Source organism: Acidovorax sp. SUPP1855 (genome assembly GCF_030158955.1).
Taxonomy (GTDB): Bacteria; Pseudomonadota; Gammaproteobacteria; order Burkholderiales; family Burkholderiaceae_C; genus Paracidovorax.
In genome coordinates this window covers 1-19,511 of record NZ_BQXI01000036.1, presented here as the reverse complement: position 1 = coordinate 19,511, position 19,511 = coordinate 1, and the positions used below count along the sequence as shown (strand labels likewise).

Genomic DNA, 19,511 nt, shown 5'->3' with positions numbered 1-19,511 from the left:
ATGGTTTCCCACAAAGGCCATGGGTCCGGCCGCTGTGGGAACCCATTTGCATGGGTTCTGGCCTTGTACGGGACAAGGAGAGGGGCGCTGCGCGCCGGGTATCAGACTTTGTAGGCCTCGCGGCGCACTTGCCTCACGCGCCGGAAGAGCACGCGCCGCATACGCCGCAAAAACATACGAACGGTCGGGTTGACCAGCACATAGATCCCGAGCCCGATCTGTCGATAGACGTTTCGGGCAATGGCCAGTGCGGGATGCACTGGCTGGAGGTTTTCCATGCGCTGCAACTCGGCCATGGCACGCTCGTGCTGCCAGGCGACCGCAATGCTTTCCGTCATCGACGGCGGCATCCTCGTGTTGGCCAGGCAGGTCCAGGAGCTTTGCTCGTAGGCCGCATCGTCCCGGCAAAGCCAGGTGATGAGGCGACCGTCATAGTCCAGCCGCGTCTCCAGCCACAACGCGACGCGTTGGTCGGTCAGTCCTTCGCTGGTAGCCACGCAGTGGCCGTTCATGCGGCGGTACTCGGTGTTGATGAACATTTCTTTCCTTTGCGGAGAAACATGAAGCCATCCCCTGTGGGTAGGCCCCACAGGGTTGATGAATTGGTTTTGACAAGAACTCCATCTGCTGATCGCAGACGGGCACGTTTTCAGAGTTGAACGTGCCTGAAACCATTGATGAATGGTGCAAATGGTTTCCCGCAACGGCCGTCTTTGCGGCCGCTGCGGGAACCCATCTGGTGGGTTCTTTGAGATGCGTGCGTCAGCTGATCCGCACGACCTGTCCCAGCCGGTGGTCCGGCGTGAACTCGATGGCGTTGATGATCGGAACGAACTTGTCCAGCATGACGATCGTCTCGCTGACCTTGCCCTTGTCGTCCACTTCGGTCGTGACCATGCGCTCCTTCTTCTTGAAGGTGTCGCCCTTGATGAGGAACGTGCGCCCGGTAGTGGAGCGGATGCAGCCCGTGACCTGGCCAGCTGCCAGCGCAAGCGCCAGATGCCATTGGGTCATGTCGCGCAGCGGTCTGCGGTGGGAGCCACGCGCTTGATTGAAGCAAGCCTCGAAGTTCGGCCACAGCAGGCCGTTGCGATGCTTTTGCAGTTCGTCAGCCAGTTGCTCGGCATCCATGCGCACTGCATGGAAGACCATCTCACTGCCCTCCTGGATCGGCGGCACCTGGTATGGCGTCTCGAGCCATTCCTCTGGCAATGTTTGATGGGCCAGTTCCCCGGCCTGGGCTTGCGCGAGCATGTCCAGCACATCCTTGCGAGGATGGCCCGGCCGGCATTTCTTGCCGAAGATCACACACTGTTTGAACTCTTGCTCAGGCGCCATGAAGAACCGCAGATCCTGGAAGTTGCGTGCCAGGTAGGTGCGAATCTCGTTGTCGAGCGCGTAGAACGGAACGACATACACGAGGATGCCGCCGAGCATGAGCAACGGGGCAGTCTTCTTGAGAAACGTGCGCTCCAGGCGCTCGGCCTTTTCACGACCGCTATCCGCATCGCTGCGGTTGGCAGAGTCCTTGACGCCATACCCATAAGGTGGGTTCAAGTACAGCAGTCCGATGGACCTGGGTTTGATCACCGCATCGTGGATGTCAGCGTGCAGCACGCGGTCCAAGATGGTCTTCGCGTGCCACGCACGCTCGCGGTCGAACTCCACACCCAAGGTCTCAATGGTCGGACCTGTGCCACTGTCAAACTGCATGCCGTGGCGTAGGTCTGCCAGCGCGGCGCCTTCACCGCAACACGGGTCGAGCAGTCGCATGGGCCGATCGCAAGGGGTGATGGAACGCTGAATGCGAGCGAGGGTTTCATCGTCGGTCGGGAAGTACCCGTTCTTCACGAAATTGCGCGCCAGTCGCGAGAACATCAATGCCATGGGCACATCTCCTTCAAATGATGGACGGAGATGCCCCGGTGGGGCATGGCCCCGTCCAGGTGGTTGATAAATGGCACAAGGGTAATGGGCCCCGGCTCGCACGAATGCAAGCCGGGGCGCCACGGTTTTCAGCCTTTGCGAGGCGGGGAACGATGCGTGAGCACGTCCTTGATGCCCCAACGAGCGACCATGGTGGCCCACAGAACTTCGCCGTTGTCGAAGTAGTGCGGGACATCCTGTTTGCGCAGTCGGCAGTCCATATGGAGTACCGCGATCACGTGCGCGTAGAGCGACTCATCGAGCCACCGCAGATCGTTGAGGTTGAAGGCAAACAGGTCGCCGTTGTACAGGCCCGCGAGAAAGCAGGCGATGTACCGGGCGTGCCTGGCCTCACCTTGCGCGATCCGCAGCAGGACCTTCAAAGACTCGACTCCACGCTGCTCCAGCTGATACCTGTCCTCGTCGGGTGGCGGGGAAAAGTACATCTCCATGAGCTTACGTGGCGGTTTCTCGCTCTTGATGCGCAACGCATTCACGAATTCTTCATAGACCTTGAAGAAGGCCTCTTCCGAACCCGTGGGTACATGCACCATCACGACGGTGTGCTTGTTCGACATGGCACGCCCTCCCGTTTAGGCGGCTCTGCGCTGTTGCGCAGGAGTCAGCCATTGACGTTGCACGAGGAGGTGGACCAGCGACTGCGGCAGATCGGCCCGCAAGGCCGGTTGCGTGAAGCAGCTGCGCACCAGCGCGAGCATGGAGCATTTGCGGCCTGGTGCATGGCGCTCGCGCGCCACCATCAGCTGGTCGCATTCCACGGCCGGAGCCAGGGTCAGCCACTGCCTCAAGATCGAATGGAACAGCGTGCGCTGCTCGGGAGCAAGGCGCGAAGGCGCCGGGGAAGCCAGGGGAAGTTGATGGATCATGATCGTCTCCGAAGAAAGAACGGGGACGACCGAAACCCTGCGGGGATCGATGTCCCCGGTGGGTTGGAAGAAATGAAACGGACCCTTAAAGCAGCTTGACGGCTGCCACGGTCAGTACGGCAATGAAGGCATTCACGATGACCAGGCTGATGCTGCCCCAGCGCACATGGTCATCCATGGCACGAAGCAGATGGCACTGGACCTCGCCCAGCTCGTGCCGGATGGTTTCGTGGGTTCGCTGGTCATCGGCGCCGGTGGACAGGTGCTGCCGCATTTCGGCTCGCAACGCCTCGCGGCTGGCCCGAAGGGCTGCCTCTAAAGCGCTTTCCGCATTGCGCGCCGCGTCTGGATCGACGCCGATATCGGTGAGCGCCTCGTAGAGGCCCAATTGGATGGTTTGCATACTCGGGGAAACTCCTTTGCAAGAAAACCGCGAGCACGATCCCTTGCGGGCCGTGGTCCCGCAGAGGGTGGATGGATGAAAACACTGGACTCGGACCGATTTATCGGCCCTGGCACGTTTTCAGAGTTGAACGTGCCCGCTGAAAACCATTTTTGGTTTGACTCAAATGGTTTCCCTCACCAGCCGACCTGCAGCTGCTGAGGGAACCCATCTGGGATTCCCGCTCTTCCAAAAAATCACTCCATCAACACGAATTCGCCGAACTGTGAATCAAATGCCGCTCCGATTGAGCTGGGTGGCGCGATAGGCAGGATGACGTTGGCTCCAGTGCTCAGGTCTATTCCGTGGGAGACCAGCAACTGTTTGCGTCCAGTTTGCTCGTTTGTTTCCTCAACCGTGATGACAACTATCATGGTCGTAAATGATTGATGCTGAAAAGGATTCGATTTCTTCATGCTGTGGGTGCTCCTGCAAAAAATGCAGGCCCGGCCCCCTGCGGGACTTGGGCCCGCGGGGTTATAAAAAGTGAGATGGTCTGTTACCGGCCCTGAATGAAACTCAGTGCCGAATGCCTGCAATTGCAGCTTCATCCCGTTTTTCGACTTCAACTTTTGGGATACACCCGTAGTCCGGATGCAAAGTCCATTGACTTGCGTTCATAAGCTCTTCAATTACCTCGCGTCGCTCATAGTGACCAGGAAGATCCTGTCCCATTGCGTGAGCGAGATCCAGAGCCTCACACTCTGCTTGCAGTTCCAAGTAGTGAATACTGCTCATGCTGGAGTGGTGTTCGCTTTTGATAATGCTGTTTTTCACAGTGTTTTCCTATTACGCCGGATTGAGGAAACCACCACGCAAAGAAGGCTTTGCAGCGATGGTGAGAAACTGACGAAAACTCAAGCTGCTGGAATGCGGCTTGGCACGTTTTCAGAGTTGAACGCGCCTGCTTGAAACCATCGTTTCGGTTGGATGGAAATGGTTTCCCTCATCAGCCATGTACCGGCTGCTGGGGGAACCCCTCTCAGGATTCCACTGGCTTGGGATGAGTCTTGAACGGATACCTCCTCGCTGCGGTACGGACGGACCCGTTAGGGCCTGTCGTGTTGCGCAGGCGGGCCACCGCGAGTGAAGGTCCAGGTGGCCGAGTAATGGCGCGGTGAACGCATGGGTTCTTCCGCAAAGCCGCGGCACATCAGGTTGCCGCCACCCAGTTGAGAGCGAAGCCTGTGCTGCAAGCAGCGAAGGCTGTCCCCTGGGCGCCTAGAGCAGCCACGGGACAGCCCTCCTCACGGGCGGGCTGTTGAAACGTCGCGGAGATCAGCGCTTGGCGAACCAGGTCTGCAGCTTGGGATCGAAGTCGTACCCCTGATCGCGCAGCCATGCGGCCTGGGCCCGGAGCAAGGCCCGGTCCACCGTGGGATCGAGCTTCACCGGATCTGCGCGCTCAATGGCTTCAAGAAGGTCCACATCGAACAATCCGTCATCCAAGGCTTCGACTGGCTCTGGAGCCGGCGCAGGTCGGGGTTTCTTGAAATCGTCCCAACGCTTGTCGGCGTTCTTTGCGGCTCCCCTGCCCTGTTCCTTGGATGGCTCCGAGGCCTTGGTTTCAACCTTGACGGGCGTCGGCTCGTCCAGTGGATCGAGTTCAGTGGGTGTGCGGTCGGTGGGAAGTCGGTCCTGGGAGACGACCTGTAGGTCATGCAGACGGGCACGGATTTCCGTGACCCCCTTGCCGAAAGAGATGTACTGCGACAGGTAGATCTCGCTGATCCACACGGTGACTCTGTATTCCCCTTCCTCGAACTGGTCGAGGAGCGGGTCTTTTACCTTGAATTCGCCAAAATTCGTGGTGAGGTCCGCGATGCAAAAGGCGCCGTTGCGGCTCTGGCGGATTTTCTTGATCCGCAAAGTCGCGTCGTCAACTCTGATCATTTGCTGGTGGTCTTTCGCGATGTGCGCGGGCCACCGTCCACCCGCGGGGAGACGGGTCCCGGCGGGTATAGAAAAGAAAGCACCGCACCTGCCGAGGCAGGTGGGATGCAGTGGGCTTTGAATGTCTGACAGGCTTGCGACCTGGCAGGCTGGGCACTAGCGGACTTTTGAGGTGTGCGATTCAGCGGTCCGTGCCGACAGGAACCCCGGCTCCGAAGAGCGTGCACGCTTCAGGGGTTGACGTGCCTCATGTGCTGGCGAACCAGCTCCGGTTCTTCAAGTGACACCGGTAAACACTCGCAAAACGGTGCAGAGCATACGCGCTTTTGAAGGCGAGTCAAACCCGCCCTCGCACTTTCCGTGCATCAGTGCATGGACGTTTCGTGGGTTGGAGGCTCGCTCCGACATTTGGGAGACGCAACGGCAGCTCTCACCTGCTCATCACGTTCCCTCAGCCAATCTGGCTCGGCACCAGGCAGTAGTTTCTCGACGCACTTACGCTGTGCGAACCACGCGATGGCCAAAGCCTGGTACTCGATCTCTTGAGGCGTCTGACCTTCATGGAGCATGCGCTGAACAGCGGTGCTCAATGCGTCATTGATCTCTCTGAGTTCGTCGGGGGTGAAGTTCATGTCAAGCATTTGCATCATCAGGGTTCCTGCTTTTGGGTCCAGTGGCCGTCCTGCAGGGCCTGCCGGGCGAGTTCGTCGGTCCGAAAGTATTCCTCGGACTCACGTGAGACAGGGCCCTCGTCATCGGCGGTGCCGACGTAGTAGCCACGCTGTGATTGCAGAACCTGCAGGGGCAGGCGTTTGCCGCACCACTCTTTGGCCAAATGTCCATGGCGAGTGGGTGCAGTGTTGGAGAGCGTAGTAGTTTGATTCATGGTGTATGCCTTTCGTGAAAAAAAGGGACACCTGCCCCCACTGGGGATCGGTGGTCCCCAGGGGATGGAAGAAAAAAGAAAACCCCCGACCTGCAATGCAGGTTCAGGGGTTTGAGGGGTTACGGCGAATCAGGCAGCAGCGGAGTCGACGGTTCTGCGGACAGCCCTTCCCGTTGCATAGCCCGCGTTGTACGCTGCATTTCCTTGAGGAGGTGCAGCGGGTGGGCGGGCAGCCTGTGGGTGCCGTGGTGGAGCCGGTGGGCGGTTCACTGGGCCACGTTGTTGGCGTGGCTGCTGGGCCGCGTGCTGCGCGGAGCGCTCTGCAGGCCGTGCCGCCGGCGCTGGCGCCGGTTGCTCCAGCCTTTGCTCTTGCTCTTGCTCTGGCTCGTGCCACTCTTGATCGACCCCCTCCCCTTGCGACGGTTCGTCGTAACCGGGTTGCAGGTCGTCTTGAGGTGCATCCGCCTCACGGCGGTACACGTTCTCGCCGTCGATGGTGATGCTGTTGATCAGAAGCAGGCGCCCCTTGATGAGGGTAGCCATCTCCTTTTGACCCGTCTTGCGACGGTTTTGATCCAGCACATCGCGTTCGTACAGGTGAGGGTAGATGTCACCGATCCGAAAGGACACGACGACCTTGCGCTGTTCCCGAACATCGACCCCCAGTCTTTCGACCATGTCGATGGCTTCGTCCCCACTGACCCGAAGATCGAAGTAGGTGTAGTCAGGTTTGTCTGCATTTCCACGCAAGGCGGAAATGCTGCATGCCAGAAAGGTGTCGGCACGGCGGCCGCCATTCTTGGTCTCGACCCAGCGGACACGGTTGAGGTAACCGATGCCGTTGGTGTGCAGATTGAAATAGTCGTTGCCTTGGGTGGTTGCAGTCATGGTGATTTCCAAAAAGATGAACTTGAGGAAATCACGCACCCGACCCGGAGCCTTGCGGCTCGGGACAGGGAAACATGATTTCCCTGTCCGGGTTACGAGGATGAAGGTACTCCGGAATCGACCTTGGGAGTCGATTCGCGCGCCTGTCAGGAGTTGAGACGCTTCGTGCTGCCTTGCGGCGGTTCACGGGGCGAACGTTATTCAAACCGACCTTGATTGTCAAGATGGTTTGCGCGCCGCGGCATCCGGCTGTGCCCGGGCTAAAAAACTGTCATTTGTATTTTGTAGCATCGTACAATCTACAACATACAATCATTTACGGGAGCACCCAATGGCAGCGATTACCAAAGAGCGGATTTTTGCGGTAGCGGATGAGTTGGACGCGGCGGGCGCCAGTCCCACCCTGGCGGCGGTGCGCAAGCAACTGGGCAGTGGGAGCTTCACGACCATCTCCGAGGCCATGGTGGAGTGGCGCGCCCGGCAGACTGCGCGAAAGACACCTGTCGTGGAGCCGGCGCCGCAGGCGTTCAAAGAGAAACTCGAGGACGTGGCCAATGACCTGTGGTCGCTGGCCCTGGAAACCGCCAATGGCCGGCTGGCCGCGGAGAGACATAGCCTGGAAGTCGTGCGCGACCAGGCGCAGTCTGCGCGCCTCGAGGCGGAGGAGTTGGCCAACGCGCTCGCAATTGAATTGGACGAGGCCAGGGCCCGAAGCGATGCGTTCCAGGAACTGCTGGCGACGTCGAAGGGCGAGGCGGACGATCTGCGAAACAAGCTGGCGGTGGCGAACGCGAGCGCGGCCCAGGCGGACGCCCGTGCCGGCGAACTGCGCACCGAACTGGATCGCGCCCATGGCGACGCCCAGCAAGCGCGCGCCGAGCGCGACAAGGCCCAGGCCCTGGTCGAGGCCCATGCCGCACAGATCGAAGGCCTGCGCACCGAGCTGGCCAGCGCGACGAGCCGCACGACGGAGATTGAGCGGCGGGCCGATGAACTACGCGCGGATCTGGAGCGGGCCCATCTGTCGGTCGACCAGGCGCGCTCGGCATTGGATCAGGCACAGAAGGCGGCGAATGCAACGAGCGAGGAGCGCGATCAGGCGCGCACGGAGTTGGCCAAGCTGCAGGCCGGCGCGGAGGTGGCGGCGCAGCTGCACCAGGAGCAGCGCAAGACCATCGCTGCCGAGGCGCTGCGCCAAGCCGAGCGGCTGACAGCGGCTCAGGCCGAGCGCGACCAGGCGCGGGAGGAAGCCGCTACGCTGCGCGGCCGTCTGGAGGCGCTCAAGGTTGGTTCGCGTTCGGGGAAAGCCTGATCACCCTTGTGATACATCCTGCTTGGCTGGCAGGTGCACTTGATGTACCAGAACTGGCTCTATCCCCACAATGAGAATTCAAAGGCAAGCCAGGCTCAGGTCGGTTACCAAGTCCTAGCGACCTGGCCGTCTAAAGCTAACGGCTTCAACGCCCCGCTTCTTCGATCTCACGACCACGGTCCCTGCCAGCTTGTCGTGCCAGCCCTGTTTCCGACCATCGAATCCCACCCAGAACAACCCCAGGCAAAGCGGGATCATGGAGACTATGTATGCAAGGTAGCGTCCGATGGATTGCCCCAACGTGAGGGAGTTTCCGGTCGCGGCGTCCACCACGCGGGCGCCAATGACCATCTTGCCGGGAGTCGCTTGTCGGGTGATCCAGAAAACCACTACCACCACGAAGGGAAAGATCCAGGAAATAATAAAATCCGCGCGTCCTGCAATCAAACGCTCGGATTTGAAGTATTCCCATCCATAGATCGAGACCAGCAACGGCATCGTCACCATGAGAAGCAGTACCGCGTCGATCAGCGTTGCACCAACGCGAGCCCAAAAGCCGACGTACACAAGATCGGGGTAATCACCAAAATCGGTGTTCATGAACTTTATATCCTTTTGCCGTATTGAGCGAGAGAGATTTCGGTCGATTATTGCATTGGCGTGATTCAAGATTGTGCGCGCATTGCAGAAAGGCGCGTCAGATTCTCCAGGGATCTATCACCGGCAAGCCCGCCGCCATGCACGCCGCGGTATCTCGGGAGGCAACGATAAAGCCTCTGGAGACGGCTGTAGCAGCTATATAGCCATCCGGAACCGGGAAACCTTTACCGCTCACTCTCGCCTTGGAGGCGAGTTGAGCATATGCCCTGGCTGCGTCGGCATCGAAGGGGAGGATGCGCTCTTCAAAAATGCCGAGCAACCCATCAAGCGCATCTTCCAGCATGTTCTTGCGTCTGCCTGCTGGCAGAGCGGTAATGCCGAACAGCAACTCCGCCAAGGTCACGCTGGACAGGAACAAGGTTTCTGCGGATTGCTCGTTCAGCCAATTGCGCACGGCCATGTTCGGTTCAGGCTTCATCGCCTCGGACACGACGTTGGTATCGAGGATGATCATTCGAATTTCGCTGGTGTGGCAGGCGCTTTGTCTCGCACTTGCTCGAAAACTTCGAAATCCTGATTGCTGAGACCAATTTTGCGCCCCAATGCAGCCAGTGAATCTCCTAGACGGACACGCTGGGACGGCTTGACCACTGTGGCCAGGATGAGTCGAACTTCGGCTTCAGTGCTGTGGCCGTGTCGTTCGGCCCTCAACCGTAGCGCCCGGTGCACGTCATCAGGGACGTTGCGGACGGTAAGCATTGCCATGGAAACCTCCTTGCACGCATGCGTGATGCATTCATTTTACGAATATGAATGCATTTCCGCAAACGCCGTGCTGAACAGCATTTTCCGGAGACCACGCTTCAGGCCAACCAGCCGCCCACCATGTCCCAGGCCCGGTTGATGATGTACCCGACCTCATTGGTGTTGCCCACGAGATCCTCGGCAGCATCGTGCAGCCGCTTCATGGCGCCGTAGCCGCCGAAGAACGCGGCCGTCATTCCCACCAGGCGCAGCTGCTCGTACAGCTGATCGCGCCGGGCGTTGGCCACGTCATCGCTGCGGCCTCGAAGGTCGCGTAGCTCTGCCGTCATCGCAACCAGGGTGTGAGCAATGTCATCGTTCATCGGCATCTTTCAGCGTGCAGTCTCGGCTGCACTGGCTGGACGGTTTTTTCCTTTGGGCAGCCTTCCAGAACGTTTCGTCTTCACAGGCTCCGGGCGCGAACTCAGGACCACTTCGTAGAACTGCCTGGATTCCAGCATGTTCCGGTCTGCGCCAAGCCTTTCATAGTCGCGGTTGTCGTTCCAATCGTCGATCAACTCAGACAATGCTGCGTCGGGAGTCCGCTTCTCAAGCACTGGCGTGTCAGGAACGTCGGAGCCAACCCAGTGGAGGATGTATTCGGTAGCACGCACGGTGAAATCGCGGTGCTGCAGACAATCGAGCGCAAAGCCGTTGCCGATCGCCTTCAATACCGGCTTGGCGCCGCAGTGCGGGCACCCCTTGACGCGGTAGACCTTGCCATGGTCGATTTCCTGTGGATCGGTGTTTTTCATTGATTGCTCCGTGATTCAAAAGGGTCGAGGCGGTCATCCCCGCCACCGAAGGCAGGCTGCTTGGCCCGGCTTTCAAAAATCGTGATCGATGCCGTCTCGTCTGCTGCCTCGCCCTGCGGCAGGAACAGGCGGGCCTGGCGCCCATCCGGATGCGCGAAGACCAGGTGATCCCAGGTCGCTGCGAACCCTTCGATATGCAGCCACTCCCAGGCATCGGCTGCCAGCTCGAACTCCTCGCATCGGTGATCTGGTGGCACCATGGCAATCCCTTGTTCCGGTCCTACGCGGCTGCGGCCAGCCAGGGTGACTCCCCAGCTGCTGCAGCATTTGCACCACCGGGCTCGGCCATCTCCGCCTCCACCACGTCGCGCTCGGTCTCCTGCTTGCGATCGAGCAGTTTCCAGACGCCCTCGTCCAGGGTGCCTGCGATCAGCGGCACGATGACCATGACGTTGCGGCGCTGCCCCAGGCGGTAGGCCCGGTCCTCGGCCTGGCGCATGAGTGCCGGCGTCCAGGGCAGCGAGGCGAACGCCACGTAGTTCGCCGCTGTCAGCGTGATGCCCACGCCGGCCGCGGACGTGGTGCCGATGAACACGGTGACCGCTGGATCGTTCTGGAAGGCATCGATGGCCTTTTGGCGCTTGGTGGCCGAGTCGCTGCCCACCAGCGTCACGCACTGGATGCCGGCCGCGGCGAAGGCACCTTTCATGGCCTCCACCGTCGCCATGTACTCGCAGAACACGATGATCTTGTCGCCCTCGGACAGCCCTTCCACCGTCTCGATCAGGAAGGGCGTCTTGAGCGCCTCCAGGGCTTGCCGCAGCTTGGTGATCTTGGGCATGGCCTGCAGGGTCATGTCGTCGTGGATCGCCTCGTAGGCTCCCAGACCTTCGGCCGGCGAGATGTACCGCACCTGGCGGCTCTTGGTCCCCAGGTCCTTCAGGACGTCCTTGCGCCGGCGCAGCATCCACCCTTTGAGCGCACCGGCCAACAGTGCCCTCTTCTCTCGCGTGCCCGTGTACTCGCCCCGAAAATCCTTCAGCGGCATCTGCCCCAGCCGATGGCCCGTGAGCCGCAGCAGTGTGTGCAACTCGATCTCGCGGTTCAAGAGCGGCGTGCCCGAGATGACATACCGGCGCGGGATGCGCGTGGCCATGATGAAGGCATTGCGCGTGCGGCCGGCGTGATGCTCTTTCAGGTAGTGGGCCTCGTCCACCGCCATCACCGCAAACTGCAGGTCCGTCTCACGCACCAAGCCTCCCAGGCGCTCATAGTTGGCGATGATCCATTCGCAACCGTGCAAGGTGGCCATGCGGTCCTCGCCGACCATGCCCACGATCGCATCCGGGTACACCGCCCGGATCTCCCGCTCCCAGTTGATGCGCAGCGAGGCCGGACACAGGATGAGCACCCTGCCCTCCCCTGCGGCCATGCGCGTGGCCACGACGGCCTGGCGGCTTTTGCCCAGGCCCATGTCATCGCCCAGGCATGCGCCCGTCTGCGAGGCCAGGTGCCGGACGCCGGCGACCTGGTAGTCACGCAATCCTGCATGCACGGCTATGCGAGCCAGCTCGGCCTCATCAACGTCCACTTCCACGCAGTCATCCAACTGCGCCGACATGAACGCCACGCCCTTGGCTTCGTCCGTACCGCCGCCACCGAATTCAGGAGGAGCCGCTGGCACCTTGATGGGCGAGGCCTGCGAGGTGGAGCCCACCAGGTCCTCCAGGACGACCGGCTGCTCGTGGATGAAGACGAACTCGGACGCAACACCCGCGAACCGGCGCAGCGCATCCAGGATCTCAGAGGCGCTGCCCTGCACCTGCCAGGCCGATGCATGGCGATGGAAATGCCCCTGCAGCGCCTTGACGGCCCGCACGCAGGGCGTGTCGAAGGCGAAGCTCACCGCGTGCCGGCCACGGGCCATGTCGCCCTTGGCGAGCGGAAAGACCTGCACATCGAGCAGCTGCGCGAAGTAATCAGGCTCGGGAGAGTCCACTGCAGCGCGTAGAAGGGGCAGCGCGTCATCGAGATCCACATGCTGGCCGCGATAGACCGTGCGCAGCCAATGCACCAGCTGCTCGGGATCGGTCGGCTCCAGCGCCCACATGCGCCGGCCTGCGGCCCACCAGGCACCGGCCTGCTGCAGCGCCCGGCCCATTCCAGCCACGTAATGCAGCTGCAGGCCAATGCGCCTGCCATCGGAGACTGCCTGGACCAGCAGATCCGGTGCGCGCAGGGACACCGGCTCCAGGTTCGGCATATGCGAGGGGAGAATGTTCATGTGCGGGGGTCGATTACCAATTCGAATAAATGGCCAAACCGAATTCAGCCCGAGAAAACCCAAGCCAAACGCAATCGGATATTGAGTAAAAAAGGGTGGAAGAAACTCTCGACTATGATCGCGGCGTTTGCCTGATGGGTCACAAGCCCGGCAATCACCGTTTCCCAACCCAACCTTTAATGAGGATTTCTTCCATGAACGAAAAACCCAAGAACACTCAACCCGCCACGCTGGAGGATTTGGCGTTACTGGAGCAGAAAATCGGGAATGCCTTGAGAACCTTCCATGCCTGGGTCGAATTGCGCGAAACCGAGGATAAGAAATTGATTCCCAAGGCGGTCAAATTATCCGAGCAAGTCCTGGAAGACATCAGCGACCTGGAACTGGCTCCATGGCGGCTTCAGAGGTAATCTCCGGATTCGGTTTGCCTTTGCCCCAAAGACGGTCCAGCTTCACCTGCATGGTGGAGCTAGCGATTTTGTCGCCATAGATTTCCATGGCTGCGTTGCCGCTTTCCGAGCGCAATGCAGTCATTTTTTCCGAATATTCGAGGATGGCGCGGCATTTATCCGCTTGCGATTCGGCGCGTCCAATAAATCCGACGCATGCACATTTGATCTCTACATCCTGGATGTTTTCCTCCAGCCAATGCTCGAAGGCATCGAAATGGCTCACGAGGAAAGCGGCGATCGATTGATTGCGGAGATCTTCCATGTAGGCTTCGCGCCGCTTGCCTGCAAAGTAGGCTTCGCTGGCCGCCTTCTTGTCCTGGACCGTGATTGGAGTGGTGGTATTCATGAAAAAAACTTCTTTCGATAAAGAGGATTCGCAGGCTTTGGCCTTTGTTTCAACGCCTGCAAAGATTTGTCAATTTAAATGGAAACGCCGCTGTCGCAGACTAATCGGTGCGCGCACTTTGATAATTATCGACCGAGACTGACGGACCCAAAGCCCGGATTCTCTCCATTACCGCCCGATTGTGTTCACTAATGCCTTTGGCAATATCGTTGGGCGTCTTGGCATAGTCCCACTGGGCGGCGATCTTCAAAGCAGCTGGATGAAACTCCGATGGCAGGCTCTTGAGCTGCGCATCGACGCCGGCGCTGAAAACTTTCACATATTGGTCGAAGAACTGGCGGCAGTCCTTGGAGGCCGCGACGGCAATCCGGGCGCAGATATTGCGCCAGGCGCACTCATCGAACCGTCCCCGCGCGTCGATGGCCTGGAACTCTTCCGTTGGTTCAACATTCATGCTCGACTCCCTTCAAGTTCATCAGCGCGAACTGGCTCAGCCATTCAGTCATCCCGATCTCCGCAACCCAGAGGACAGCAGTCCTCATCGATGCCATGGGCGCAGATGCCGTTCGCTGCATTCAATTGATCGGTTTCTTGTATTTGATCGACCGAGGCGTAGTCGAAAAATTCTGCCGCTTTCTTCGCTTGCGGATGAAACTCCGCAGGAAGGGTTTTCAGTGCATTGTCAATCTCGATGCTGAAGCGCTTGACGTAGTAATCATGCGAAAGCCCACATCCTTTTGCGGCCTGGTCCGCCAATTTTTGGCATGCCTTGTGCCAGGAATTTTCATCGAATTTCCCGAGGGCATCCACCCTCTGAAATCCATCGATTGTTTCACTCATATTCGACTCCTACATTTCCGGTTGAATTAATTTCTAATACTGGCGACGTTTGTCCGGAAAGGTGAATCGAAGAAATTAATATTCACACAGGCATCATTATTTCTTGTTTTTCACACGAATCAACCCATTTACTCTTTATTAAATGTCCGTGTCCCCTCTTTTAGCACAGTTGCTTTATTTCGAGGGACTCGCTGACCGCGTAGGAGAGTTTGTCGTTGCTTCTTGCAAAGGCATTCTTCTATCAAATTCAGTGGATACCGCAGATTTTATATCTCCAGCGCCTGGGCTGATCCACATGCCATATAAACCAATTGCAAAGCTAACAATGCTAACAATATTTATGACAAAAGTAATCTTTCTGCCGCGCTCTACCTGAGCTTTCAGCAGCTCGAAAGCGCTCAATGCTTGCTCTATCGGTTGCAATATTTTCTTATCGCTCGGTATGTTGGATGCTTCACATAGGTCATGTAGCCTGAACATTGAAGACCGCGTTTCCGTTGGAATGTCCAGAAATGGCGCCACTTTATCCAACTGTTCTACCAGATTACTGATTTTTTTGTTGCTCTCGTTGTCTTTTGTGTGCCCCAATATTTTTGCAAGTACCCTTTTTGTAGACGCTATAGGAAGGCCCAGACCCATGGCAGTTTGTTGGGTGTTTTTCACCGTCATCTCGACACCTTGGGCGATCTGTTCCTCGAACATTCTCTGCAAATCTCTCTTCCTTTTTGTTTCAAGCCATGTCATATATATTCCCAGTGGTATTGCAAAGAAAATAAGGCCTCCCCACAAAATAATGGCCAAAGCATAAAATATATTTTGCAACATGATGGTCGAAGCTCCTTGAAAAAGAGCGGCGATTATGCAATGACCTGTGGTTAGAGCCGGTTTGTGCTGCGGTTGGGCAGTTCCGATGCAGTTTGTGTTGGCGACGCTTTCTGACGGGGACGCTATTGACTTTCGATCACATGGGAATGTCGTCGAATTCCTGCGGCTGGCTCTGGTAATCGCCCTGGTAGCCGCCTTGGTCACTTCCTGGGTTGGGCGCTTGCTGCTGCCCACGGGATGGGGTGAACTGGATCGACTCGATGCGCGACAGCTGCAGTGCGACGTCCTCGGCCACGATCTTGATCACCTGTACCTCGTCGCCGGCCTCGTTTTTGGCTATGAAGTCGCGCTCCTCGCCCACCACCAGGACGCGCGCGCCCGTCTTGAGGAACCTCGCGCAGGCCTCGGCCTTGTTGCCGTAGATCTCCACCTCGCGCCAGAAACCGCCGACCTGCTCAAAGTCGCCATGGTTGTTTTGCCCATAGCGGCTGAACATCACGCGCATCTTGGCCACGATGAACTCCTCGCCGGTTTTGCGCGCGATGTTGCGTTCCAGCGTGGGTGGCTTGGCCAGGTTGCCCTTGCCGATAAAAAGGTTCTGCATCAGTTTCTCCACAGTGCGTTGAGTGACCGATCCCTGGCTGCACCAGGCCAGGGGCGGTTGGAAGTCATTCGGGAATCAGTCATCCGGGAATGCGGCGTGCGTACACCGGCTGCTGCGCCCGGGTGAGGATGAACCGCAGGGCGCGGATGCGCTTGCGCGCGGTCAGGTGCTGGGCATTGAGCGACAGGGCCTGCTCGGTGGCCTGGCCGTACCAGGCACGGGCGCTGGCCTCCCGCGATCGCAGCAAGGCTTGAACATCGGCCCAGGACAGGTGCCGCTTGCCGGCCCCCAGCTCGCGCCAGCGCAGGAACGTGTAGCCGTTGGAACGCTTGTGGTGCAGCATCAGGTAGATGGATGCGCCGGGGACTTGGCGGGAAACGCTCGCCAGCTCGCGCATGGCCTGCTCCAGCCGGTCGATCTCGGCAATCAGTTGGCGCAGCTCCTGGCGGGTGCCCTTACCCGTAAAGGCCTTTGTGTCAGCTCGTTCTTGACACGTCTCGTCCTTGAGCGATTCGCGCGCCCACTCGACCGAATTGACAACACGCTCCACTTGCGACGTGGGTTGTTCGGCCCTTTCATCCACACGCCCTTTCACCACCACAGCCCTTTCATCAACGACGGCGGTCAAGTCAGCGCGGTTCGCGGGTGTGCCCCAGAGGCCGGACCACGGCATCAGCGAGCGACCTCTGCTGGTTCCGCGCCTTGGGCAGTTCCGTCAGCGGCATCCTGGGAAATCGCGGACCCATCGGTCTGTTCGGCCTGGGCCAATCTGGCACCGACCGTCTGCAGCAACTGGCGCTCGACGGCACTGATCTGGATGCGGCGGCGCGAATGGCGTGGCTGCAGCTTGGTGGTGAAGACGTCGGCCGGCACCGCGCCGAACACCTCGGTGGCGAACTCCAGGCGCTTGGCTGCTTGCGAGCCGGCTTCGCCTCCAGCGTCTGGAACGAAGTCGGCGCGACACAGACCGCGGACTTCCTCGCGCGTGAGCCAGCGATCAAACCGAGCGGTCTCGTTGAACACGCGGCGGATGAACCGGGTGATCTCCGAAATCGACTGGCGGGTCTGGTCGTCCGAGCGCAGGTTCTTGCGCGCCAGCGTCTTCTGCACACGCACGTAGTGATCGAAGTCCACGATGAGGCTGGAGACGGCGTAGCCATAAGGCGACCGAAAGCCCAGGTTGAGCACCTGCGGCTGGGACGATTGCAGCAGCGAATAGGTCAGGCCTTTGCGCTTTTGCTCCTCCAGCACACCCAGGGCGTCCTTGGACTCGCGGGCCAGACGCCGCTGGACCTGCTGCATGGATTCCTCGTGCCGCAGGAGCGCCCAGTCGGCATAGGGGTTGTCGTTGGCTGTGAGCATCCACAGGTTGCGCAGCGCGGCTGCGATCCGCTTGCCTCCGATGATGGGCGCCGCTTCCTTGCCCGGCTCGCGGGTGCGCCCCATGAACATGCGGATGGCTTCCTTGGTGTGCACCGACATCTGGTCCACATCGGTATCGACCAGATTGCCCACCTCCAGCATGGAAAAGAACTCCTTGGGCGCGACCAGCGGGTCGGCACCGCGGCGGGTCTGGAAGTCCGCCTGCATGCGCTCCAGGCGATCCTTGCGGTCTTCCAGTTCGACGTAGCGGTCGTACAGCGGGTCGGATTCGGACATGTCGCCCGCGAGAAACTCGGCGAGCACCGCCTCTTCGCCCGAGATGGAGTAGCCATCCTGGAAGGGCGACTTGGGTTCAGTGGAGAAGGTCAGGCGCGAACGGGGCGGCGCGAGGATCGTGCTGTTCTGGACGGGTGCGGGAACGGTGGCCGCGGTGGCTGCGGCGATGGCAGTCGGTGAAGCGGGTTTCTTTGCGGCTCTGGTGGCCATGGGGTCCTCCTTGATTTGAGGGGTGAGAGGGGTTGTCGATGAGGGGTGCGAGACGAAGACGATTGAATGGCTGGATGCCCTCAGTGATTGGTCGGTGTGCCGGGGACGATGCGGCGAACGATCGCGGTGGCGATCCAGCCCATGCAAGGCTCGAACACGTGGTCGAAGAACCAGCGCGCCATCAGCAGGCAAACGAGGATGCCGCCGGCCAGGACCAGCATGGGGTAGTAGCCGATGAAGTGCGCGCCCTCGGTGCACAGGCCGACGGCGGTGTGGGTGGCAGAGCCGATCTCGATGCGGTCGGTCCAGAGCATCCAGGCGAGGGGGCCAGCCAGCAGGGCCAGCAACGGCACGCTTGCCACCAGTGCGGTCATCCGGGGTTTGGGGAGTGCAGGAAGCGATCGGCTACCATCCGCGCGCCGCGAAGCGCTGCGGCGTGCCAGGTGCCAGCACACTTCGTCGACGACGTTGCGGATGGTGATGGCGCCCAGGGCCATGATGAAGACGATCGGCGCGAGCATGGCCAGCCAGACGTCGAATACCTTCAATACACCATCGGGAGAACAAATGCTGAGCAAGGAATCTGTGGGAAACATGATCTGGATTGCTTCGTGGATTGTGGGATTGGTGATCGTGGCGACGGTTGTTATCGCTTTGACCGGAAAAGGAGATTCCAAGAGCGGAAAGGGTGACGATCGCTGACTGCGAGCGCAGGAATCACGCCATCCGGCGGCGAATGCGGCGCCGAATGGCTTTCTGCATGACTGGGAATACCCGAAACGTCAGGAGCCATGCGAGCAGGAAAGACAGCCCGACCATCGCGATGAGGAACGCGCTCCAGCCTGGAGCGAGGGTGAACGAGGTGGCGGAAGTGCATTGGCCGAGGATGACCATGACGGGATCGACCGGGTCAATGCGGCCGGTGAGCGCAAAGTAGGCCAGCATCGAAAATGCGGGTGCACTCGCCAGCGCACCGCTGGCGACGGCGGGCGGCAAGTTCAGTCGTAGCCAGGGCCAGAACGAGAGCTTGCAATCGTTGGTGGGCCAGCCTTCGCGAGCGCGCTGGATGATGTGGTACGCGAGTTCAAGGATCACCATGCCTGCGACAAGAACCAGGATCAGTTGCGGCATGAAGTACATCAACCAGGCGTCTTGGGCTTGGAACTGCCCATCGGCAGAGCACGAGGCCTCGAAGAAGAAGGACGAGAGCTTGAACTCGGCCTGACTGGCGGTGACGGCCATGGCGGACGCCGTGCCGGACGAGGCTAGGACGGCACCTGCCCACCGCAGGCAGGATCGCGGAACGCCGATACGCAGCTTCACGACGCATCCTCGACGGCGCTCGCGGCCGCGGCGGCGGAGTCGTTCCAGGCTTGCAGGAACGCGAAGTCCTTGCCGCGCATGCCGGGAAGCTGGCTCGACACGGGCTGCTGGAGCAGTTCCATGACGGCATCGCGGTCTACCGTGATGAGGGTCGCAGTCTTGGCGTGGGTGCGCAATTGGACAAGCCCTAGTTCGGCCAGCCGATGCAGGGAGCGCAGCACCTGCCGCTGATTGATACGCCCATCCAGGTTGTACATGGCCACCTGCGTAGTAGCTGCTCGCCACTCGGTCACATCGGCCTCCTCTTTCAAGGCGGTATGCAGGATCAGCGCGTCGCTGTATTTGCCCAGACGGTGCAGCAGCTCCACGAACAAGCGGTCGCTGGTCATTTTTCTAGCCATGGTTCTTCCCTTTCCTTCCTATTGATGATTGTGTGACTGGCATTGCGCCAGATTAGACAAAACGTCTAAATTGGTACGGCGTACCAGATTAGACAAAACGTCTAAATTGGTACGGCGTACCAGATTAGACAAAACGTCTAAATTGGTACGGCGTACCAGATTAGACAAAACGTC

31 protein-coding genes are annotated in these 19,511 nt (G+C 59.6%); 3 read left to right on the top strand and 28 right to left on the bottom strand.

Annotated features, from left to right (window positions below):
• Positions 1–101 precede the first annotated feature (101 nt).
• From AVMA1855_RS22805 to AVMA1855_RS22755, 11 genes are all read right to left on the bottom strand, one after another.
• Positions 102–539 (bottom strand): hypothetical protein, encoded by a 438-nt coding sequence (locus AVMA1855_RS22805; protein ID WP_284427423.1) that lies wholly within the window; start codon positions 537–539, stop codon positions 102–104.
• A gap of 223 nt (positions 540–762) precedes the next feature.
• Entirely contained in the window at positions 763–1,887 is a 1,125-nt protein-coding gene (locus tag AVMA1855_RS22800) for a DUF6094 domain-containing protein (RefSeq protein ID WP_284427422.1), read from the bottom strand.
• Positions 1,888–2,015: 128 nt separating this feature from the next.
• Entirely contained in the window at positions 2,016–2,504 is a 489-nt protein-coding gene (locus tag AVMA1855_RS22795; protein ID WP_284427421.1) for a DUF7673 family protein, read from the bottom strand.
• A gap of 15 nt (positions 2,505–2,519) precedes the next feature.
• Complete coding sequence (locus AVMA1855_RS22790; RefSeq protein ID WP_284427420.1) at positions 2,520–2,813, bottom strand: hypothetical protein; 294 nt, start codon at positions 2,811–2,813, stop codon at positions 2,520–2,522.
• Positions 2,814–2,898: 85 nt separating this feature from the next.
• Positions 2,899–3,216, bottom strand: coding sequence for a hypothetical protein (locus AVMA1855_RS22785; protein WP_284427419.1), 318 nt, complete (start codon positions 3,214–3,216; stop codon positions 2,899–2,901).
• A gap of 236 nt (positions 3,217–3,452) precedes the next feature.
• On the bottom strand, positions 3,453–3,671 hold the full coding sequence (locus AVMA1855_RS22780; protein WP_284427418.1) for a hypothetical protein: 219 nt from the start codon (positions 3,669–3,671) through the stop codon (positions 3,453–3,455).
• A 103-nt stretch (positions 3,672–3,774) separates the two neighbouring features.
• Complete coding sequence (locus AVMA1855_RS22775; RefSeq protein ID WP_284427417.1) at positions 3,775–4,032, bottom strand: hypothetical protein; 258 nt, start codon at positions 4,030–4,032, stop codon at positions 3,775–3,777.
• 501 nt (positions 4,033–4,533) lie between these two features.
• The gene (locus AVMA1855_RS22770; RefSeq protein WP_284427416.1) at positions 4,534–5,148 is read right to left on the bottom strand and encodes a DUF3275 family protein; all 615 of its coding nucleotides are present in this window, start codon (positions 5,146–5,148) and stop codon (positions 4,534–4,536) included.
• Between the two features lie 365 nt (positions 5,149–5,513).
• Positions 5,514–5,780 (bottom strand): hypothetical protein, encoded by a 267-nt coding sequence (locus AVMA1855_RS22765; RefSeq protein WP_284427415.1) that lies wholly within the window; start codon positions 5,778–5,780, stop codon positions 5,514–5,516.
• Between the two features lie 17 nt (positions 5,781–5,797).
• Positions 5,798–6,034, bottom strand: coding sequence for a hypothetical protein (locus AVMA1855_RS22760; protein WP_284427414.1), 237 nt, complete (start codon positions 6,032–6,034; stop codon positions 5,798–5,800).
• A gap of 129 nt (positions 6,035–6,163) precedes the next feature.
• Positions 6,164–6,922 (bottom strand): DUF3577 domain-containing protein, encoded by a 759-nt coding sequence (locus AVMA1855_RS22755; RefSeq protein WP_284427413.1) that lies wholly within the window; start codon positions 6,920–6,922, stop codon positions 6,164–6,166.
• A gap of 331 nt (positions 6,923–7,253) precedes the next feature.
• Between AVMA1855_RS22755 and AVMA1855_RS22750 the strand changes: the two genes are divergently transcribed.
• The gene (locus AVMA1855_RS22750; protein WP_284427412.1) at positions 7,254–8,234 is read left to right on the top strand and encodes a DNA-binding protein; all 981 of its coding nucleotides are present in this window, start codon (positions 7,254–7,256) and stop codon (positions 8,232–8,234) included.
• A 114-nt stretch (positions 8,235–8,348) separates the two neighbouring features.
• Here AVMA1855_RS22750 and AVMA1855_RS22745 read toward each other — a convergent pair whose 3' ends face one another.
• The 7 genes from AVMA1855_RS22745 to AVMA1855_RS22715 form a co-directional block, all read right to left on the bottom strand.
• Positions 8,349–8,834 carry an RDD family protein gene (locus AVMA1855_RS22745; RefSeq protein ID WP_284427411.1) on the bottom strand — a complete coding sequence of 162 codons (486 nt, stop codon included), beginning with the start codon at positions 8,832–8,834 and terminating at the stop codon, positions 8,349–8,351.
• Positions 8,835–8,931: 97 nt separating this feature from the next.
• Positions 8,932–9,348 (bottom strand): type II toxin-antitoxin system VapC family toxin, encoded by a 417-nt coding sequence (locus AVMA1855_RS22740; protein WP_284427410.1) that lies wholly within the window; start codon positions 9,346–9,348, stop codon positions 8,932–8,934.
• Positions 9,345–9,599 (bottom strand): FitA-like ribbon-helix-helix domain-containing protein, encoded by a 255-nt coding sequence (locus AVMA1855_RS22735; RefSeq protein WP_284427409.1) that lies wholly within the window; start codon positions 9,597–9,599, stop codon positions 9,345–9,347. Before AVMA1855_RS22735 ends, AVMA1855_RS22740 begins: the two co-directional genes overlap by 4 nt.
• A 98-nt stretch (positions 9,600–9,697) precedes the next feature.
• Positions 9,698–9,928 (bottom strand): hypothetical protein, encoded by a 231-nt coding sequence (locus AVMA1855_RS22730; protein ID WP_284427408.1) that lies wholly within the window; start codon positions 9,926–9,928, stop codon positions 9,698–9,700.
• Between the two features lie 42 nt (positions 9,929–9,970).
• Positions 9,971–10,393 (bottom strand): hypothetical protein, encoded by a 423-nt coding sequence (locus AVMA1855_RS22725; protein ID WP_284427407.1) that lies wholly within the window; start codon positions 10,391–10,393, stop codon positions 9,971–9,973.
• Positions 10,390–10,653 (bottom strand): hypothetical protein, encoded by a 264-nt coding sequence (locus tag AVMA1855_RS22720; protein ID WP_284427406.1) that lies wholly within the window; start codon positions 10,651–10,653, stop codon positions 10,390–10,392. Before AVMA1855_RS22720 ends, AVMA1855_RS22725 begins: the two co-directional genes overlap by 4 nt.
• A gap of 20 nt (positions 10,654–10,673) precedes the next feature.
• Positions 10,674–12,677 carry a DEAD/DEAH box helicase gene (locus AVMA1855_RS22715; protein ID WP_284427405.1) on the bottom strand — a complete coding sequence of 668 codons (2,004 nt, stop codon included), beginning with the start codon at positions 12,675–12,677 and terminating at the stop codon, positions 10,674–10,676.
• Positions 12,678–12,871: 194 nt separating this feature from the next.
• Between AVMA1855_RS22715 and AVMA1855_RS22710 the strand changes: the two genes are divergently transcribed.
• Positions 12,872–13,087, top strand: coding sequence for a hypothetical protein (locus AVMA1855_RS22710; protein WP_284427404.1), 216 nt, complete (start codon positions 12,872–12,874; stop codon positions 13,085–13,087).
• Here AVMA1855_RS22710 and AVMA1855_RS22705 read toward each other — a convergent pair.
• The 8 genes from AVMA1855_RS22705 to AVMA1855_RS22670 form a co-directional block, all read right to left on the bottom strand.
• Complete coding sequence (locus AVMA1855_RS22705; protein ID WP_284427403.1) at positions 13,047–13,475, bottom strand: hypothetical protein; 429 nt, start codon at positions 13,473–13,475, stop codon at positions 13,047–13,049. The two genes, AVMA1855_RS22710 and AVMA1855_RS22705, sit on opposite strands and share 41 nt — an antisense overlap.
• 100 nt (positions 13,476–13,575) lie before the next feature.
• A complete protein-coding gene (locus tag AVMA1855_RS22700) occupies positions 13,576–13,929 on the bottom strand; it encodes a hypothetical protein (protein WP_284427402.1) in 354 nt (117 codons plus the stop codon).
• 44 nt (positions 13,930–13,973) lie between these two features.
• Entirely contained in the window at positions 13,974–14,315 is a 342-nt protein-coding gene (locus AVMA1855_RS22695; RefSeq protein ID WP_284427401.1) for a hypothetical protein, read from the bottom strand.
• A gap of 174 nt (positions 14,316–14,489) precedes the next feature.
• The gene (locus AVMA1855_RS22690) at positions 14,490–15,140 is read right to left on the bottom strand and encodes a hypothetical protein (protein WP_284427400.1); all 651 of its coding nucleotides are present in this window, start codon (positions 15,138–15,140) and stop codon (positions 14,490–14,492) included.
• 136 nt (positions 15,141–15,276) lie between these two features.
• Positions 15,277–15,744: a single-stranded DNA-binding protein gene (locus AVMA1855_RS22685; RefSeq protein WP_284427399.1), complete on the bottom strand. Its 468-nt coding sequence runs from the start codon at positions 15,742–15,744 to the stop codon at positions 15,277–15,279.
• Between the two features lie 79 nt (positions 15,745–15,823).
• The gene (locus AVMA1855_RS22680) at positions 15,824–16,372 is read right to left on the bottom strand and encodes a hypothetical protein (RefSeq protein ID WP_284427398.1); all 549 of its coding nucleotides are present in this window, start codon (positions 16,370–16,372) and stop codon (positions 15,824–15,826) included.
• A gap of 44 nt (positions 16,373–16,416) precedes the next feature.
• Positions 16,417–17,613 (bottom strand): PFL_4669 family integrating conjugative element protein, encoded by a 1,197-nt coding sequence (locus tag AVMA1855_RS22675; RefSeq protein WP_284427397.1) that lies wholly within the window; start codon positions 17,611–17,613, stop codon positions 16,417–16,419.
• Between the two features lie 80 nt (positions 17,614–17,693).
• Positions 17,694–18,161, bottom strand: a complete 468-nt coding sequence (locus tag AVMA1855_RS22670; protein WP_284427396.1) for a hypothetical protein — start codon at positions 18,159–18,161, stop codon at positions 17,694–17,696.
• A gap of 19 nt (positions 18,162–18,180) precedes the next feature.
• On the opposite strand from AVMA1855_RS22670, the gene AVMA1855_RS22665 reads away from it, so the two are divergent.
• Positions 18,181–18,315: a hypothetical protein gene (locus AVMA1855_RS22665; RefSeq protein ID WP_284427395.1), complete on the top strand. Its 135-nt coding sequence runs from the start codon at positions 18,181–18,183 to the stop codon at positions 18,313–18,315.
• Between the two features lie 15 nt (positions 18,316–18,330).
• Here the strand turns inward: AVMA1855_RS22665 and AVMA1855_RS22660 are convergent, their stop codons facing one another.
• Together AVMA1855_RS22660 and AVMA1855_RS22655 are read right to left on the bottom strand one after the other, a co-directional pair.
• Positions 18,331–18,855, bottom strand: coding sequence for a hypothetical protein (locus tag AVMA1855_RS22660; protein WP_284427394.1), 525 nt, complete (start codon positions 18,853–18,855; stop codon positions 18,331–18,333).
• 77 nt (positions 18,856–18,932) lie between these two features.
• Positions 18,933–19,337, bottom strand: a complete 405-nt coding sequence (locus AVMA1855_RS22655) for a hypothetical protein (RefSeq protein ID WP_284427393.1) — start codon at positions 19,335–19,337, stop codon at positions 18,933–18,935.
• Positions 19,338–19,511 lie beyond the last annotated feature (174 nt).

Coding starts and splice junctions, on each gene's coding strand:
- AVMA1855_RS22805 (WP_284427423.1), bottom strand. CDS start 539: ATGTTCATCAACACCGAGTACCGCCGCATGAACGGCCACTGCGTGGCT.
- AVMA1855_RS22800 (WP_284427422.1), bottom strand. CDS start 1,887: ATGGCATTGATGTTCTCGCGACTGGCGCGCAATTTCGTGAAGAACGGG.
- AVMA1855_RS22795 (WP_284427421.1), bottom strand. CDS start 2,504: ATGTCGAACAAGCACACCGTCGTGATGGTGCATGTACCCACGGGTTCG.
- AVMA1855_RS22790 (WP_284427420.1), bottom strand. CDS start 2,813: ATGATCCATCAACTTCCCCTGGCTTCCCCGGCGCCTTCGCGCCTTGCT.
- AVMA1855_RS22785 (WP_284427419.1), bottom strand. CDS start 3,216: ATGCAAACCATCCAATTGGGCCTCTACGAGGCGCTCACCGATATCGGC.
- AVMA1855_RS22780 (WP_284427418.1), bottom strand. CDS start 3,671: ATGAAGAAATCGAATCCTTTTCAGCATCAATCATTTACGACCATGATA.
- AVMA1855_RS22770 (WP_284427416.1), bottom strand. CDS start 5,148: ATGATCAGAGTTGACGACGCGACTTTGCGGATCAAGAAAATCCGCCAG.
- AVMA1855_RS22765 (WP_284427415.1), bottom strand. CDS start 5,780: ATGAACTTCACCCCCGACGAACTCAGAGAGATCAATGACGCATTGAGC.
- AVMA1855_RS22760 (WP_284427414.1), bottom strand. CDS start 6,034: ATGAATCAAACTACTACGCTCTCCAACACTGCACCCACTCGCCATGGA.
- AVMA1855_RS22755 (WP_284427413.1), bottom strand. CDS start 6,922: ATGACTGCAACCACCCAAGGCAACGACTATTTCAATCTGCACACCAAC.
- AVMA1855_RS22750 (WP_284427412.1), top strand. CDS start 7,254: ATGGCAGCGATTACCAAAGAGCGGATTTTTGCGGTAGCGGATGAGTTG.
- AVMA1855_RS22745 (WP_284427411.1), bottom strand. CDS start 8,834: ATGAACACCGATTTTGGTGATTACCCCGATCTTGTGTACGTCGGCTTT.
- AVMA1855_RS22740 (WP_284427410.1), bottom strand. CDS start 9,348: ATGATCATCCTCGATACCAACGTCGTGTCCGAGGCGATGAAGCCTGAA.
- AVMA1855_RS22735 (WP_284427409.1), bottom strand. CDS start 9,599: ATGGCAATGCTTACCGTCCGCAACGTCCCTGATGACGTGCACCGGGCG.
- AVMA1855_RS22730 (WP_284427408.1), bottom strand. CDS start 9,928: ATGACGGCAGAGCTACGCGACCTTCGAGGCCGCAGCGATGACGTGGCC.
- AVMA1855_RS22725 (WP_284427407.1), bottom strand. CDS start 10,393: ATGAAAAACACCGATCCACAGGAAATCGACCATGGCAAGGTCTACCGC.
- AVMA1855_RS22720 (WP_284427406.1), bottom strand. CDS start 10,653: ATGGTGCCACCAGATCACCGATGCGAGGAGTTCGAGCTGGCAGCCGAT.
- AVMA1855_RS22715 (WP_284427405.1), bottom strand. CDS start 12,677: ATGAACATTCTCCCCTCGCATATGCCGAACCTGGAGCCGGTGTCCCTG.
- AVMA1855_RS22710 (WP_284427404.1), top strand. CDS start 12,872: ATGAACGAAAAACCCAAGAACACTCAACCCGCCACGCTGGAGGATTTG.
- AVMA1855_RS22705 (WP_284427403.1), bottom strand. CDS start 13,475: ATGAATACCACCACTCCAATCACGGTCCAGGACAAGAAGGCGGCCAGC.
- AVMA1855_RS22700 (WP_284427402.1), bottom strand. CDS start 13,929: ATGAATGTTGAACCAACGGAAGAGTTCCAGGCCATCGACGCGCGGGGA.
- AVMA1855_RS22695 (WP_284427401.1), bottom strand. CDS start 14,315: ATGAGTGAAACAATCGATGGATTTCAGAGGGTGGATGCCCTCGGGAAA.
- AVMA1855_RS22690 (WP_284427400.1), bottom strand. CDS start 15,140: ATGTTGCAAAATATATTTTATGCTTTGGCCATTATTTTGTGGGGAGGC.
- AVMA1855_RS22685 (WP_284427399.1), bottom strand. CDS start 15,744: ATGCAGAACCTTTTTATCGGCAAGGGCAACCTGGCCAAGCCACCCACG.
- AVMA1855_RS22675 (WP_284427397.1), bottom strand. CDS start 17,613: ATGGCCACCAGAGCCGCAAAGAAACCCGCTTCACCGACTGCCATCGCC.
- AVMA1855_RS22665 (WP_284427395.1), top strand. CDS start 18,181: ATGCTGAGCAAGGAATCTGTGGGAAACATGATCTGGATTGCTTCGTGG.
- AVMA1855_RS22660 (WP_284427394.1), bottom strand. CDS start 18,855: ATGGCCGTCACCGCCAGTCAGGCCGAGTTCAAGCTCTCGTCCTTCTTC.
- AVMA1855_RS22655 (WP_284427393.1), bottom strand. CDS start 19,337: ATGGCTAGAAAAATGACCAGCGACCGCTTGTTCGTGGAGCTGCTGCAC.